The following is a 15,386-nucleotide window of genomic DNA, read 5'->3' as shown; positions in this document are numbered from 1 at the left end:
CGTTACTCGCTTGTGATCAGAAATTGGAGTTTAGACTTAGCTAGATTTAAGTCCCAAGAGCTAAAAGCTAGCAGTTAAGAGTTAAGAGTTAAGAGCTAAGACTCATTGATTGACGTAACAAACAGAGAAGGGGACAGACAATCGCTCAAACTCTTTGATCCAGCGCCACTGGTTGTCTTGCAGTTTATCGCCAGGGCCTTTGACTTCAATCCAATGAAACTCATCGCCCTTGAACGCAATCAAATCCGGCATCCCAGTTCTAAATAGCTTTAAGTCACTCAATATCACTTTGAAGAGGTCTACAACCAAGGCATTTGGAATTGAAGCCATGCCGTGTTCGATGAGTGCCTTAGGAAAATAATTCCAATGAACAAAGGGGTTCGCGATACCTTGCTTTTCATCGTAAGTATCAAGAAAATGGTTCAGCCCATGTTTGGATATCGTCTGAAACACGGCTTCAATCTGTTCGGCTCGCTTGTCTACGAAATCTGAATGGTACAGATCCAAGGGTCGATGTTGGTAACGATTGATAAAGGCGCCTTCAACGTCTGCGAAAATGACATCCCAGAAAGCCAAACCAAACAAGCCACACAGGAAACTGTTTTCTGAAAAGTAGACGTCCCAACCTTGGTTCTCAAAATGCTGCTTTACCGCAAGCTCGACTCGAGTTTGGCTGAGGTCTAATTCCAGTTTTAACTCTTTGCAGCTCGGCTTTATGGTTCGTGAAACTTTGTGCCCCTGTTTCCGTAGCAGCCGGTCTTCAAGCTTAATAGCGATTTCCAACTCTGACACATCCGATGGAGTAGCTTTCATTTGCGTGACAATGTCACACATTAAGTCTAGCGTACCTTGCTTATCATAGATGCGTGCAAGTCGTTCTCTGCTCGGAGGAAGTGTAGATTGTCTGAACCAAAAGATTGCTTGGTCGTTTAGATTAAGCCTTTCAAGATCGCGAGCAATATCATTGATCAAACGCGATCGTTTTCTGGCAATACTTCTGTGTTCTGATTCTTCAGGAATCGCATTTAAAAGCAGTTCCAGAAACTCGCCATCTTTGCGGTCACCTTCTGAATACAAGCGTTGAATATCGCGCATCTGGATTAATTGATTGAGCTGATCCCTAGAGGTGAAGAAGCGGCGTTGCTTGCTTAATGGGTAGTTCTCAAAGGTGTTTAGCCCAAGGTCGCTTAACACGAACTGACTTAAGTCTTGATAGGTGTTGGCAAAGAACAGCAACAGTAATACATCAATCACTTGAGATTCGATGACGTAAATACAGTCGAAAGAGAGGTTTTGAAATTGATCAAAAGGTTGCTGATCAAGCCGTAACAACAGCTCGTCTTTCTTGGCATTTCTATGGCTCTTAAGGGCGGGGAATACACTCAACAGCTCTGGTTTGGTGAGCAAGTGAAACCCGATCTCGACCTCACTAATGGCGAGGTCATGCTGTTCTTCGGGATGACTCAACCCAATGAAGCCTGAGCTGTTTAGCTCTTGCAGTACGGTCTTTAGATCTGGGATCTCAACATAGTTGAGTTTATCGCTGCGAAACCAACGGCCTTTACGAGAAAGCAAACGAACCATTAGGCATTGGCTTGAAACAGAAAGATGTTTGTATGCGGACAACCAACGACATTCATCATCACTCAGAAGATCGGGGTAGAGCGTTTGAGCGTGTTCAACCAGTCGATTGAAGTTGTCGAGATAATAAGTGGGGGAGAGCTGAAGAGTGGTTTCGGTCGTCAATGGAGAAGTCGCTTGATACAAAAAGAGCCTAACCCTAAGGTTAAGCTCTTCAGTAACAAATTCAATCTTTTCTGTTGATTAAGCTTGTGATGCTTTTAGTTCAGCAACTTTAGCTTCAGAGATTGGTTTAGTGATGATTGCTAGAACAATACACACTGCCATCATAACTGCAGAGATTGTGTAAGCTAGGCCGTAACCTTCGCCGTTTGACATTGAGAAGCCAACAACTGCTGCACCGATAGCGCCGCCGATACCCCATGCCGTGTAAAGTACGCCGTAGTTAGTACCGTAGTTTTTCAGGCCGTAGAACTCAGCAGTTAGTGTTGGGAATACTGCTAGAAGCGTACCGTAACCAACCGCTGCGATAGCCGTACCAATGATTAGCGTGAATTCAGAGTTGAACGTAGCGAATAGAGCCATGTTCGCGCCTTGAAGGATGAACGCTAGAAGTAGAGTACGTACGCCACCGATTTTATCTGCAAGCATACCCGCAGCAACACGGCCGCCTGAGTTGAATACTGCAAGGATAGACGCTAGGTAAACTGCGTTTGGCAGGTTAGCTTGAACGCTAGCAATTGTAGTGATGTTACCGATGATCATTAGACCAACAGATGCAGCGAATGCGTACATGATCCATAGAGAGTAGAACTGAGGAGTCTTCAGCATTACTTTCCAAGTTAGGTCTTCAGTCTTCTTAACCGCTTTAGGAGCTTGGCCTGCTTTTACTTTAGGCTCAGCTGGCGTGTAATCCGCTGGTGGGTTGTTGATTGTTGCTGCTAGAGGTACTGCGATTGCAAGTACACCAACACCAAGAATCATAAAGCTAGTTTGGATACCCATGCTGTCGATTAGCGCAGAAGTTACTGGTGCTAGGTAAATAGCCGCAAGACCGAAGCCTGCTGCGATAAGACCGTTAACCATACCTTTCTTAGAAGAGTGGAACCACTTCATTGCTGATGGAGACAGACATGCGTAACCGAAGCCGATACCTGCACCTGTTATAATACCGAACGTGATGTTCAGCATCATAGGCGTTGTAGCGAAACCAGAAGCAATCATACCTAGGCCTGTAAGCGCTGTACCTAAGATAAGGATCTTACGTGGCCCCATACGGTCTTGTAGGATGCCCGCAACAAGAAGAGAAACAGAGAATGTGATAGTTGCAATAGCGTAAGGTGAAGATGCTTCAGCAGCACTCCAACCAGCTTCAGTTACTAGCGCTTTGTTAAATACACTCCAAGCATACAGGATGCCAAGACAAAGGTTGATACAGAAGCCTGCTAGCAGGATACGTGTTGCTTTATCAATCTTGCTCATTTTTATTCTCAGTTTTGTCATCGGTTAGTGGAGAGCCACTTAACTAAAGACGGGTTATTGTGATTGTTTCTTCAAAATTAGTTTGCGTTTATCAACAGATAGCGCAAAAGAGCGCGGATTATAACCAATTAAAAAGTGATTGGAATCTCTTTTTCCATTTTTGGTAAATTAAATTCAATTTGTTAATAAGTTGTTTTTCATTGGTTTTTGAAATGTTTTTAACACCTCTCTATTTTGTTCTTTTTCGCTCTGTCTTCTTATTATTTCAGGGATTTTGAGGTGATGGTTTTTGAATAGACGCGTATTGCGTGCGGATATCACAGAGTTACAAATAATTTTAATTAATTTCCAAGGTTAAATTTGTGTAACAAAATAAATCGTAACAGCGCTTTGTTCATATGAGACAAGGAGTAACGGAGTTTTATTAAAAACAGAATGTTAAGCAATTGTTAAGGGTGATTTTTGTTAGTACTTTTGCTTACATTTTGTTCGATTGGAGGGGTTGTGTTGTCCGTAAAAAGTGGGAAAATAGTATGCAAACTGAGATTCCAAATTTGAAAGGATGCGTTTCCAACTTATGGTGAGGCGAGTATTATGAAACTGTTTTTAATTTTATTGATGTCAATTTCTGGTGGTGTAGCGGCAGCTGACCATATTCACTCTTTCCTATTCGGCTTCTATGTTGCGGCTCTAGCAGTTGGTAGTTGCTACTGGCTTGCATTCCGCAGTACGCGTTTCCCACAGTTGGCATTAGTGCTATTGATGTGTGGCTTTTTTGCGAAAATTGCAGTGACTGTTATCGGTGTTTCTTGGGGTATCTCGAACGATATCATTCAATCGCCGTTCATTTTCTCATTGTCATACCTGTTCTTCTTAGTGGTTGTGTCTTACGTTTGGTTTGCATACCGCGATAAATTGACGCTAAAACAACGCGCTAAGAAGGTAGAAGAGTCTCGCAAGCAAGCGGCAGCATAATTCGATTTGATTCTTAAAAAGCCTTCTTCGGAAGGCTTTTTTGATCCTGCCTACCTGAACTCTATTATTTGGTTATGACGGCAGATAAAAGAAACCCCAGTATGGTGACATACTGGGGTTACTTGTTATGTATCTATTATCTAGCAGTTACCATCTACCAAAGACTACTCTGAAGGTGTGTTATTTCTTCATCATCTTAGCGAGATCGGCGAACGGGTTGTGTGTCGCTGACTGATGATCATCTAAACTCGCTTTTGCATCCACACCATAACGCTCATGGTCAGTGTATTTTGAATGCTCATGATCGTGACAGTACAGGCACAGTAGCTCCCAGTTGCTGCCATCTTCAGGGTTGTTTGTATGGTCGTGATCCACGTGGTGAACGGTAAGCTCTCGGAGGTTTGAGTAAACAAATTCGCGCGCACATTTACCACAAACCCAAGGGTACAGTTTTAGTGCTTTTTCGCGGTAGCCTTTCTCTTGGCGAGCATACGCTGCACTCGAACCTGTGAAATCAGAAGACATTGCCAAATCCTTATCAATTGTAATATCCCGATTTTATCACAGCTTTCTTGAAGCTGTCGGTATGTCGTTCGTAAAATCATTGCTAAATGATGCAGTGGACTTATCGATATTAGATTGAAGTTTGAATACAGACTTACCTTCTACACATTAACGCTTAAGCGGGTTATGTCTTTCTGGAATAAGCCATGCTTAACAGTTTGAAAATAAATCGTATTCAGGGGTTTTAACCGCAGGCATGTGACCTAATATCAGTTTGTGAGACCCTATATTAATAAGGAAATATCATGTCAGAACAATACACTCCGCCAAAAGTTTGGGTTAACGATACTGCTGGTGGTAACAAGTGGGCAAACATCAATAGTCCTGAATCTGGAGCTCGCTTTGATAAAGAGCTTCCTGTTGGTGACCATGCTTTTCAATTGTATTCTCTTGGCACACCTAACGGTCAAAAAGTCACTATCTTGCTGGAAGAGTTGTTAGCGGCGGGTGTTAAAGAAGCTGAATATGATGCGTACTTGATCAACATCGGTGAGGCTGATCAGTTCTCTTCTGGCTTTGTTGGCGTGAATCCAAACTCCAAAATACCAGCACTTGTCGACAAGTCTGGTGACGAAGACGTGAATGTATTCGAATCGGCATCTATCTTGATGCATCTAGCAGAAAAATTTGGTCACTTCTTACCAAAAGAAGGGGCAGCAAGAACGCAAACCATTAACTGGTTGTTCTGGGCACAAGGCTCGGCACCATTCCTAGGCGGTGGTTTCGGCCACTTCTACGCTTACGCGGATGAAAAGCAAGAGTACCCAATTAACCGCTTCGCAATGGAAGCTAAGCGTCAACTAGATGTGTTAGACAAACAGCTCGCAAATAACACATTTGTGGCGGGTGACGAGTTAAGCATCGCTGATATCGCGATTTGGCCTTGGTATGGCAACCTTGTGCTAGGCAAAATTTACGATGCGGCCGAGTTTCTACAAGTTGAGTCATACACCAACGTTGTGCGCTGGGCGAAGCAACTAGAAGCGCGCGAAGGCTTCCAACGCGGCCGAGTGGTTAACCGTTCATTTGGCGAAGAGTGGGAGCAAGTACCAGAGCGCCACTCTGAAGAAGACATTGACCGAGTTTTAAAGCTTAAGCCTTAGTTCTTTTTTGAACGTGTTTTTGGCAGATATACCCTATCGGTCTTAATGTTAATGGCTAATTGAAACGCCATATCTCAATCGAGATATGGCGTTTTTCCGTTTTAAGGTAGGGAGAGGTTTTGTAATTGGAATGAGAGTCTCAATTATCATTTTATTTTTCTTATTCAATCGCTTATGAGTAATGGTTTTTGTGGTTAAGACAAAAAACAATAGTCATCGAGGTGGAGTAAATCTATAAGATAACGGTCCACTTTAAATTACGACTAACTTCGCTCAATGAAAAAAAACTTAATTGCGTTGGCTATCATATCCACGGCTCTTTTAGGGTGTAATCACGACTCACTAAGCTATAGTGGTGGCCCTGATACGGCTCCTCCAACAGATATTGTACCACCAACGGACATTCTTCCGCCGACTGACATTATTCCCCCAACAACTTACATCGGTTCACTGTTGTCGAGCGGGGCGTTTGTTTCTGGAGATGTGTACTGTGACGGCATTCATCTTGAAAACGGAACGTTCAGTGTAAAACAAGGCGTGAGTTTTAGTTGTACCTTGGGTCACCTTACTTTAGGTGATTTCACGGCTCCTTTCCCCGAAGTCACAGAAAGCACGATTTCAAATGATGCGCTTCATGCGGCATTTGAGTTGACAGAATTACATGGAGACAACGTTACCAAGGTACTCGAATCAATTGATGTTTGTGAGACTGAAAGTGCTATCTGTCTAAAAGAGCTGGATGCTTTTGATATTGAGGATGTGTTCTCGCAGCTTGATGATCAAGATGCTGTCGATGCGTACTTTTCATCGAAAGAAGAGGAGTCTACAGATGAAGTAGGTAAGGCTCCTAGTTCACACGTAGACACAACAGTTGTTCCTGCGGTTGACCCTAATGCGGACAATAACCTTAACGCTGGTTTTGTTTCTGCAGACGCAGAGTCTACCTATGCTTATAAGCCAAGTGTTGAAGGTAAGGTGTTAACTCGCAGTAAGCTTACAGACGCTAATGGTACGCCGATTTCTGGGATCAGTTTCTTTTCGGCTAACGCGACGGGCGTGACGGATGAAGAGGGAGTCTTTGAGTACCTGTGGGGCGACAGAATCGTTTTTGGTATTGATACGTTTGAGTTTGGCTCCATTACGGGTAATCAGGTTGCTTATAAATTGTCTGATGTGACCAATAATGTGGTTGAGAAAGCGAATATCCAGTCATTACTAGAGCGCTACGCGCTTGATCATGTAAGTCATTATGAGATATCTGAAGAAGTCCAAGGTACCTTTTCAAAGTACCCTAACGTTATAAATGAACTGATCAACCTAACTCTGCCAAATGGGGGATTAATAGAGGGTACAGACTTTGAACTTCCTAATGAGTTTGTTGGTCAGTTTAGCCAAGGGTTAACGGCAGTCATTGATGAGCAGCTGCGCCAAACGCCTCAGTTTATGGATTATGTTCGTCAACCTGCCGTTTTATCTATGAATTCTGGTCAGTATGTAACAGAGTCTCTGCAGCAAATCTTCCACAACGTCACCAAATTCCATGTCTTCAATGACAATGGTAGCTTTTACGGTGCGACGGGGTATACCCGTGGTATGCGAGCTCTGAACATATCGAACAGAGCATTCCCTGTGGTGATGCCAAGAACTGATAACAACCGTGAGCTTTACTTTGGTGAGCAACAGGCCTGGACTCGTGAAGGCAAGCCTTACATCGCACAACACCCAAGCATCTCGATGCCGCCGATTCCTTTAGTCTCTGAAGACAACGCGACTTATGGTTTTCCATTCGTTACAGCAGGCGAGATAGGCAAAGGTAAGGTCGTGTTCATAGGTAATGGCTTATATCCAAGTATTCTGTCATGCCCTGAAAATTATTGGGCCAATCGAACATTGCATATCGATAGCAACAAACAACAGTGCACTGTTTCGACGTTCGAAAACCTACTGCATGATGACCAAGGCAGCATGAGGTCGTTTTTCTCGAACTTGTTTGAGTGGTTCAATAATGGTCTGCCTATTGCTGGGATGAATGCAGTCACCAATATTGACCAAGCTTATTCGGCTTATCACCACTCCACAATGGGTAAGCAGTACACGTTTTTTGTTAGTCCTCAGTATGGTTTTGCATCAGTAGAAAAGCGCGGTTCAGGTGACTTTGATGGTTTGGATGCGAGCACCACGCCTATTTTGATCCTTCAGGCATACCCACCTAAGTTGGTTCAAGATGGCATGACTAACCAGTTTGTTGCTGACTTGGATAACCCTAACTTAAACCAAGACGATATTACGGCTCTTATTAACTATGTTAATGACGGTGGCAATATCTTGTTTATGGATGCGATTCAAACGACTAACCCTGAACCTATTGGACGCTTAGCGGACGCCGCGGGTGTATCTCTAGGTGGTGAAAACGTTACGCCAACAAACCAAGCTTTCTGCGGTAGCTCTTATTACTGCCAAGCGCCGTATCCAAATTTTCACGTGAAGAGTGAAAAGGAAATGGTGGTTCTTGAGCGTTTTCAAGATAACCAAGGAGAGCCTCCGTTCACGGTAAATCAAGATGGTACGGTTGAGTGGATTGAAGATGAATCCAAAATCAAGTTTGAAATCCCGACTTATGAGGTTGCTAAGTTAGACGCTGAAGGGAAGCCAGTGCTTGATGCGTCTGGTGTAACGGTAATGGAGGCAAAATCCGCACGTATCTTTGTTGAATCTGTAGCAGAGCGTGAAGCGGCGATCAAAGAACTGCAGTCGGCATTCGTTGGCACTGAGCTTTGTAAGAACGAGTATGAATACGAATTTAACTGTATAGAGACTCGTTCTGGAGACGGTGTGACTGTTCGCGGTGCTTATCATAGAGCCGATTTCGATCGCTATGAAGTGAGTAAAACCATTGTCGACAGTATGGTGAAAGCAGCGAACTTGGGTTCTAACTTTACAGCGCTCTACGAGCACGAGATTTACTATCGCACGAAAGGTACTCAAGGTAAGCGTCTGTCTAACAGCGAATTGACTCAAGCGTTTGATAACCTGTCTGTTTGGATGTGGAATGACAACGCATACCGATTTGAAACAGACATACAAGATGAGTTGGGGTTCAAGCAAGCTGTTCAGTTCCTTAACTGTTATACCGAAGACTTACATCAAACAGATACACTAGAAGCACAGTGTCCTGTTGACCTAAAAGCGTCGTTAGTCGCTAATGGAATGATACACGGCGAAGGTGAGTTATCGGGACAGTTGAATCCGAGCTATCCATTAAATTACATGGAGAAACCTCTGACTCGCATTATGTTGGGGCGCTCATTCTGGGATCATGAAATCGTTGTTGATACCACAATGTATCCGGGTCGAACTTCAGGTGCATCTTCGTCAAGTTCGGTTCTTATCCAAACAGATGGCAAGGGCGTCACGTATTCGGCTGGGAACAATCAATCGACAGGTTTATGGGCTCCTCAGCTACAAGATGTGACGATTAGTCATGGTGTCGCTGCAACGATTACTGTAATGATGGCGGATGATCTTACAGGTAAGCCGAATCACGAAACGAGTTTGAAACGCCCTCCACGTATGCAAACCAGCTTTGACTACAATGGATCGAGCTTAACTTTCAAGGTTCCATATGGTGGCCTTTTTTACATTCAACCGAAAGTAAAAGAGCTTGGTGAAGTCTCGTTTAGCATTGATGGCGCGTTAAAAGCTGCTTGGTGGAAAGAGGGACAGTGGATTAACACTATTCAATCGGCAGACGCACCAATTGCAGAAATCGATACGGGTTCATTTATTTACACTACACCAATAAGGAATCTAGAATCCGCTGATTTGAACCAATTCGCAACAGATATGAATCGATTCGCTGACGCTGCTAGTGACTTCTACGGGCGTGATGAGAAACAAAGCACTGGTTTACACCGTAGGTTCACTTATCCAGAACTGAAGGCGTTCCGCCATCGTTTTGTGAATGACGTGCAGATTTCGATTGGTGCTGCTCACTCTGGTTACCCAGTGATGAATTCAAGCTTTAACGCAAATCGGACATACATTCCAACCAACCCTGTGAACGACTGGTTGTTGTGGCATGAAGTTGGTCATAACTTAGCATCAGCTCCTTTCCTAGCGGCTGGTAGTACAGAAGTGACCAATAACCTTCTTGCGTTGTATATGCAGGAGTTAGAGGGGCGCAATGCAAACCCTGAAATGGATCGTATTAAATCGGATATTAAGAAAGCACCTAAATGGCTAGAGCTTAATAATGAACATGCGTGGTCACATGGTGATGCAGGTTTACGATTAGTTATGTTTGGTCAGCTAAAAATCTGGGCAAAATCGAATTTTGCAATTGATGATTGGTATACACGCGGCGCAAGCCAATCTGATGTGTATGGTGAAGATGAAGGCTGGAACATGTTCAAACTTATGCACCGTAAAGCTCGAGGTGATACAGAGGGTGATGCGGTTGAAAACTATTGTAGTGCCAAAGATACTGGGCTAACCGGTGGCGACTTAATGATGGTATGTAGCTCCTACGCTTCGAACTATGACTTAAGTGATTTCTTTGTTGCTTGGAACGTGGGAGAAACCTCGATGACTAATGCTGATGGCTCGAAGTCTTATAGTGGCGGAATTAGCTCTAAAGGTCTTAGTGCGGTTGAACAGTTAAAACTAGAGAAACCAAAGAACAGCCCTTTGAATGTTGATTCAATTTACTAACGCTAATTCTTGCTAAGGCATTTTACAGCTAAAATATAGGCGCCACACTTAAATTACGTGTGGCGTTTTTGTTGCAATGTTCTAGAAACTTTCAGCTAGATCAGCCTTCTACATGATGTTTAGTACTTCGGCTGCCATTGGTTGACTGTCCTTGCTAGAGAAAGCAGGTTAAACTGTTCGCATCATAATTCTAAAGGATGGTGCCATGTACCACGGTCATATCTATTTCCCTCTGCGATTTGCAGAGCAAGCAGAAACACTGCGTCAGAAAATTTTAGCGGAACGTAAAGATGTATTAGAGGTTTTCCCATTAATACAGCGTTTGGTTGGTCCACATAAGATGCCAATGTTTGAGATTCACTTTGCGAACAAAGAGTCGGGCATTGTTGAATGGCTTGAGCAAGAACGCGGTGATATGTCGGTGCTTATTCACCCTGTAACTGGCGGTGAAGAAACTTTGGACCACACAGTACGAGCGACCTGGCTTGGTCGTGAATTGGGTGTCTTTGAAGAAACGCTTACTAGCTAATCAAATATACCAATATTGCACTTAACTCATTCCGACCGGAAAATACATGAACAATAAAAAGGCTCCTCAAATGAGGAGCCTTTGTTTTAAGGAGCCGTTTTACCAAGAAACCGGTTATCAAGAGCCTCTGGTTATCGGGCTGAACCGTTAACCAGAGTAGGGGGATTAAGCCTCTGCAGTTACCTTAGAGTCACTCATCTTTTTAAGAGCCGCGTAACCAAAGCCTGTTACCGCTGTACCTGCTGCAATCGCCAATAGGTACATTAGAACTGGAGAGATAGCACCAGGAATCAGTAGTACGAACAAGCCGCCGTGTGGAGCCATTAGCTGAGCACCAAACATCATTGAAAGAGCGCCAGTTAGTGCACCACCTGCCATACAAGCTGGGATAACACGCATTGGGTCTTTCGCTGCGAATGGGATTGCACCTTCAGAGATGAAACATAGGCCAAGAACGAATGATGCTTTACCTGCTTCACGCTCGCCTGCTTCAAACTTGTCTTTCACTAGGAAAGTCGCAAGGCCCATACCTAGAGCTGGAACCATACCTGCTGCCATGATTGCTGCCATTGGTGCGTAAGTTTGCGAAGCCAATAGACCAACACCGAATGTGTAAGCTGCTTTGTTTACTGGACCACCAAGGTCGAAACACATCATTGCGCCTAGAATCACACCCAGAAGAATCGCATTAGACGTTCCCATGTTGTTTAGGAAAGTTGTCATTGCGCTCATCACGCCAGAAACAGGGCCACCCACGATGTAAACCATCACAAGACCAGTGAACAAACTCGCGATAAACGGAATGATCAGGATTGGCTTGAGGGCTTCCATGGATTGTGGAAGTTGAACCTTGTCGGCAATGAATTTCGCTGCGTAACCTGCAATGAAACCTGCTGCGATACCACCTAGGAAACCTGCGCCCGTTGAGCTAGCCAGCATACCGCCGATTAGACCTGGAGCCAGACCCGGACGGTCAGCAATTGAGAATGCAATGAAACCAGCAAGAACAGGAATCATCAGTGCGAATGCGGAGCCACCACCGATAGTCATCAGTGCTGCAGCCAGTGTGCCTTCTTCTTTAAACGCTTCGATACCGAATACGAAAGAGAGTGCGATGATCAAACCACCCGCAACCACTACTGGAAGCATGTGCGATACACCTGTCATTAGGTGCTTGTATACGCCTTTCTTCTCGTCAGCAGGCGCTGAATTTGAAGATGCTGTGTGTTGGTATGGTTTAGCTTCTGCGAATGCTTTTTCCATCTCTTGCTTTGTTTTCTTCAAAGCAGGGCTTGTCGTTGTTTTGTATAGCGCTTTGCCGTTAAAACGATCCAGAGGAACGTCGATGTCTGCTGCGATGATAACTAGATCAGCGTCTGCGATTTCTTGGTCTGTCAGTTGGTTTTTCGCACCTACAGAGCCGCGAGTTTCCACTTTGATTTGGTGACCTAGGCGTTTGCCTTCTGCTTCAAGCGCTTCAGCTGCCATAAAGGTGTGTGCAACACCAGTTGGGCAAGCGGTAATCGCTACGATCTTCTTGCTGCCTGTGCTTGCTGTTGTAGAAGAGTTTGGAGAGGTACCGGTCACTTCAACAGTGCTTTCAGCTTGAGAAGCGTCTAATACCGTTGCTTCTGCTACCGCTTTCTCTAGGAATGCTTTTGCATCAGCTGTGCATTCAGAGATAGCTGCTTGGTACACTTTCTTACCAACAAAACGAGCTTTATCAACATTTTTGTTAGCTGCGATAACTACAACGTCGCTGCTGTCGATAGCGTCTTGCGATACAGTTGAATCAGGTAACACGCTTGATTGACATTCAATAGCGGCGTTCCAACCCAGTGCTTTTGTCGCTTGCTCTAACAAGCCTGCTGCGATGATGCTGTTTGCTACGCCACTAGGGCAAGCTGTGATAATGGTAATATTCATAATAAACCTTTTGTCCTATTTGCTTGTGTCTAACTGGCTAGTTGGAGCACTAAGCGACTGTAATTGGATATTTTGTAGTACTGAATCCAGCTCTTGTTGGCTGGTGATGCCCACGCCTACCTGTGAAACTGCTAGAGCAGATAGGGCGGTTGCGAATTTAATAAGTTCTGGTTTTGGCATCTGTTGCATGTGACCCCAACATAGACCAGCAACTAAGGTGTCGCCTGCGCCTACCGTGCTTACTACTTGCATGCGCGGTGGTTGAGCATGTAACCATTCACCTTGGTTAAGCCACATCACGCCTTCAGCGCCAAGTGATACCACGATGTTCTCGATGCCTTTTTCACTTAGGGCTTGGCCCGCGTGTTGGCATTGGTCACGAGTTGTCAGCTCTGCATTGAACAGCTGAGACAGCTCTTCATCGTTTGGTTTGATCAACCATGGTTGTGCATTGATACCGGCTTTAAGTGCGTCACGGCTGCTATCAAATAGAACCTTCTTACCTAAATCGTGTAAGCGTTGAACCCAAGAAGCGCAAAGCTCAGGAGAGATACCTTGTGGCAAGCTGCCTGCAATCACGAAGTAATCGTGCGTTTCAGCAAGTTCTAATAGGGTTTCTTCGAACGCTTTAATCGCGTCAGCATCAACAGGAACACCTGGGAAGTTGATGTCGCTTACTTGGCCTGAGTTCTCTACCAACTTCACGTTGATACGAGTCGCGCCATCTACACGGATAAAGCGGTCAGTTGCGCCCATCTGTTCGAACAGTTGGCAGAAGGCTTCTTCGTTATTGCGACCAAGGAAACCTGTTACGGTCACTTTCGCGCCAAGCTCTGAAAGTACTTTTGCTACGTTTACGCCTTTGCCTGCCGCATGTAGAGAGCCTTTGTTCACTAGGCTCACTGAACCCACGTTAAGTGCGTCGATAGCGCCAGTTAGGTCGAGAGCAGGGTTTAGCGTAACGGTAACGGCTTTGATTTGTTTATCAGACATATCTATTCCTTAACCTTCGCCAAGGCCTGAAGCGATAGCTTTACCAATCGATTCAAGTGCTTGTGCTGCATCTTCACCTTCAGCAACAAACTGAAGCTGGTGGCCGTGTTTAACGCCAAGTGCGATTACTTTCATCAAGCTCTTCGCGTTCACTTCTTTTCCGTCGCCATCTAGGTTTGAAACGCGGATAGTTGATTCAAACTTCTTCGCTTCAGCGACTAGCATTGCACCCGGACGAGCGTGCAGGCCGTGTGCGTTTTTGATTTTGAATACTGCGCAGTTGTCATCGTCTTGAGAAGCTGTAGAAACCGCTTCACCTTTCAGAAAACCAATCACTTGCGCTGCGTCAGCGGTTAGCAGTTGTTGCTGTTTACCTTCGAAAACCATCTTGCTTAGGTTTGCTAGGATCGATTGGTGCGCGCTGTTACAAGCAGCAAATGCCACCAATGCTTTAACCGGTGTGCCTTCGAATTCACAATGGTTCGCTGTTGAAACGAAAGACACGCCAGTGCGAGTTACACCTTTATCACTACCCAACAACCACAGGCCTTGGCCTAGGTGAGTTGGTGTTTTTGTCACTAGGTCGGCAACGAATGTGTTGTCTGTGCAACCTGTGTTCTTAAGTAGGCCGCCTGCCACTGCCGACATTTGAACCATGTCGCTTGCTGGGAATAGTAGCTGAACTAAAGAAGCGTCTAGGTCGGCTTCTAGTTGAACTTCGCCGTTAAGTAGGGCGATGATTTCATCTTCTGATTTCGCTTGCTTTAATTTCTCTTCAACACCGTCTGCCGCTAGAACCTTCGTTAGCTGCTTAAGGATGCCTAAGTGCTCGTCAGATTTAGCTGCAATACCAATTGCTACGTAAACACGGTTGCCGTCTGCCCAATCAATACCTTCAGGGAAGTGGTGTACCGCAACGCCTGTCTCTTTCACTAGGCCACGAGTGTCAGTGGTTCCGTGAGGAATCGCGATGCCGTTACCTAGGAACGTAGAGTTCTGGTTTTCACGGTTCAGCATTCCTTCAACGTAGCCAGAGTCAACTAAGCCTTTCGCGGTCAGGTCGCCAGCAATGTTTTGGATAGCTTTGAATTTGTCTTCGGCAGTTTGGCCTAGAGTGATGTCAGATTTTGATAATTTAAGCATGGTGCCTCTTTAGCGTATCGCTTGAGAATTTGTGTATCGCTACGATTCAGTCTAGAGCAAGAATTAGTGAACTTTACTCTTTGCTTTGCTCTTTGTTTTACTTTAGCTGAATCGGTTCAGCATTCGGTGTAAAAAAATTCAGCAAAGCCGATTTTGGTTTTCAAAATAGTTTTGCTGCGTGTCGTAATTTCAGTTTCTTTAATAACGAGAAGTTGAATCACAACAAATGACGCTCAATCCATTCAAAAGGATGATTGAAGTCACTTTTCAGATTTTGCTGAATCCTTTCAGCTTTCATACTGAATCGATTCAGCATATAATTCAACTAATCCGAGGATCAGATCATTGGTTATATGATCCTACGCACAAAATACAGGTCA

General features: G+C 44.6%; 10 protein-coding genes. 4 read left to right on the top strand and 6 right to left on the bottom strand.

What is annotated here, in order from left to right:
- Window positions 1-102 precede the first annotated feature (102 nt).
- Window positions 103-1,767 carry a VRR-NUC domain-containing protein gene (locus AB6E52_RS11835; protein WP_102319843.1) on the bottom strand — a complete coding sequence of 555 codons (1,665 nt, stop codon included), beginning with the start codon at window positions 1,765-1,767 and terminating at the stop codon, window positions 103-105.
- A 57-nt stretch (window positions 1,768-1,824) separates the two neighbouring features.
- The gene (locus AB6E52_RS11830; protein ID WP_102319844.1) at window positions 1,825-3,063 is read right to left on the bottom strand and encodes an OFA family MFS transporter; all 1,239 of its coding nucleotides are present in this window, start codon (window positions 3,061-3,063) and stop codon (window positions 1,825-1,827) included.
- Window positions 3,064-3,657: 594 nt separating this feature from the next.
- Between AB6E52_RS11830 and AB6E52_RS11825 the strand changes: the two genes are divergently transcribed.
- Entirely contained in the window at window positions 3,658-4,038 is a 381-nt protein-coding gene (locus AB6E52_RS11825) for a hypothetical protein (protein WP_017064770.1), read from the top strand.
- A gap of 180 nt (window positions 4,039-4,218) precedes the next feature.
- On the opposite strand, the gene AB6E52_RS11820 is transcribed toward AB6E52_RS11825, so the two are convergent.
- A complete protein-coding gene (locus AB6E52_RS11820) occupies window positions 4,219-4,563 on the bottom strand; it encodes a YajD family HNH nuclease (protein WP_017060876.1) in 345 nt (114 codons plus the stop codon).
- Window positions 4,564-4,847: 284 nt separating this feature from the next.
- Between AB6E52_RS11820 and yghU the strand changes: the two genes are divergently transcribed.
- The 3 genes from yghU (at window position 4,848) to AB6E52_RS11805 (ending at window position 10,944) form a co-directional block, all read left to right on the top strand.
- Window positions 4,848-5,705, top strand: a complete 858-nt coding sequence (yghU, locus tag AB6E52_RS11815; protein ID WP_102319845.1) for a glutathione-dependent disulfide-bond oxidoreductase — start codon at window positions 4,848-4,850, stop codon at window positions 5,703-5,705.
- A 276-nt stretch (window positions 5,706-5,981) separates the two neighbouring features.
- Window positions 5,982-10,415 (top strand): SslE/AcfD family lipoprotein zinc metalloprotease, encoded by a 4,434-nt coding sequence (locus tag AB6E52_RS11810; protein ID WP_102319846.1) that lies wholly within the window; start codon window positions 5,982-5,984, stop codon window positions 10,413-10,415.
- Between the two features lie 205 nt (window positions 10,416-10,620).
- Window positions 10,621-10,944: a DOPA 4,5-dioxygenase family protein gene (locus AB6E52_RS11805; RefSeq protein ID WP_102319847.1), complete on the top strand. Its 324-nt coding sequence runs from the start codon at window positions 10,621-10,623 to the stop codon at window positions 10,942-10,944.
- A 165-nt stretch (window positions 10,945-11,109) separates the two neighbouring features.
- Here the strand turns inward: AB6E52_RS11805 and fruA are convergent, their stop codons facing one another.
- Genes fruA through fruB form a run of 3 tightly spaced genes read right to left on the bottom strand, consistent with a single transcriptional unit; the run spans window position 11,110 to window position 15,006 of the window.
- Window positions 11,110-12,870: a PTS fructose transporter subunit IIBC gene (gene fruA / locus AB6E52_RS11800; RefSeq protein WP_102319848.1), complete on the bottom strand. Its 1,761-nt coding sequence runs from the start codon at window positions 12,868-12,870 to the stop codon at window positions 11,110-11,112.
- Between the two features lie 15 nt (window positions 12,871-12,885).
- Window positions 12,886-13,863 (bottom strand): 1-phosphofructokinase, encoded by a 978-nt coding sequence (gene pfkB, locus AB6E52_RS11795; protein ID WP_017090852.1) that lies wholly within the window; start codon window positions 13,861-13,863, stop codon window positions 12,886-12,888.
- A 9-nt stretch (window positions 13,864-13,872) separates the two neighbouring features.
- Entirely contained in the window at window positions 13,873-15,006 is a 1,134-nt protein-coding gene (fruB, locus tag AB6E52_RS11790) for a fused PTS fructose transporter subunit IIA/HPr protein (RefSeq protein ID WP_102319849.1), read from the bottom strand.
- Window positions 15,007-15,386: the final 380 nt, after the last annotated feature.

It is taken from the genome of Vibrio sp. 10N.247.311.13, from assembly GCF_041467595.1.
Taxonomy (GTDB): Bacteria; Pseudomonadota; Gammaproteobacteria; order Enterobacterales; family Vibrionaceae; genus Vibrio; species Vibrio crassostreae_C.
The sequence above is the reverse complement of the archived record's forward strand: the minus strand, read 5'-3'. Positions and strand labels throughout refer to the sequence as shown.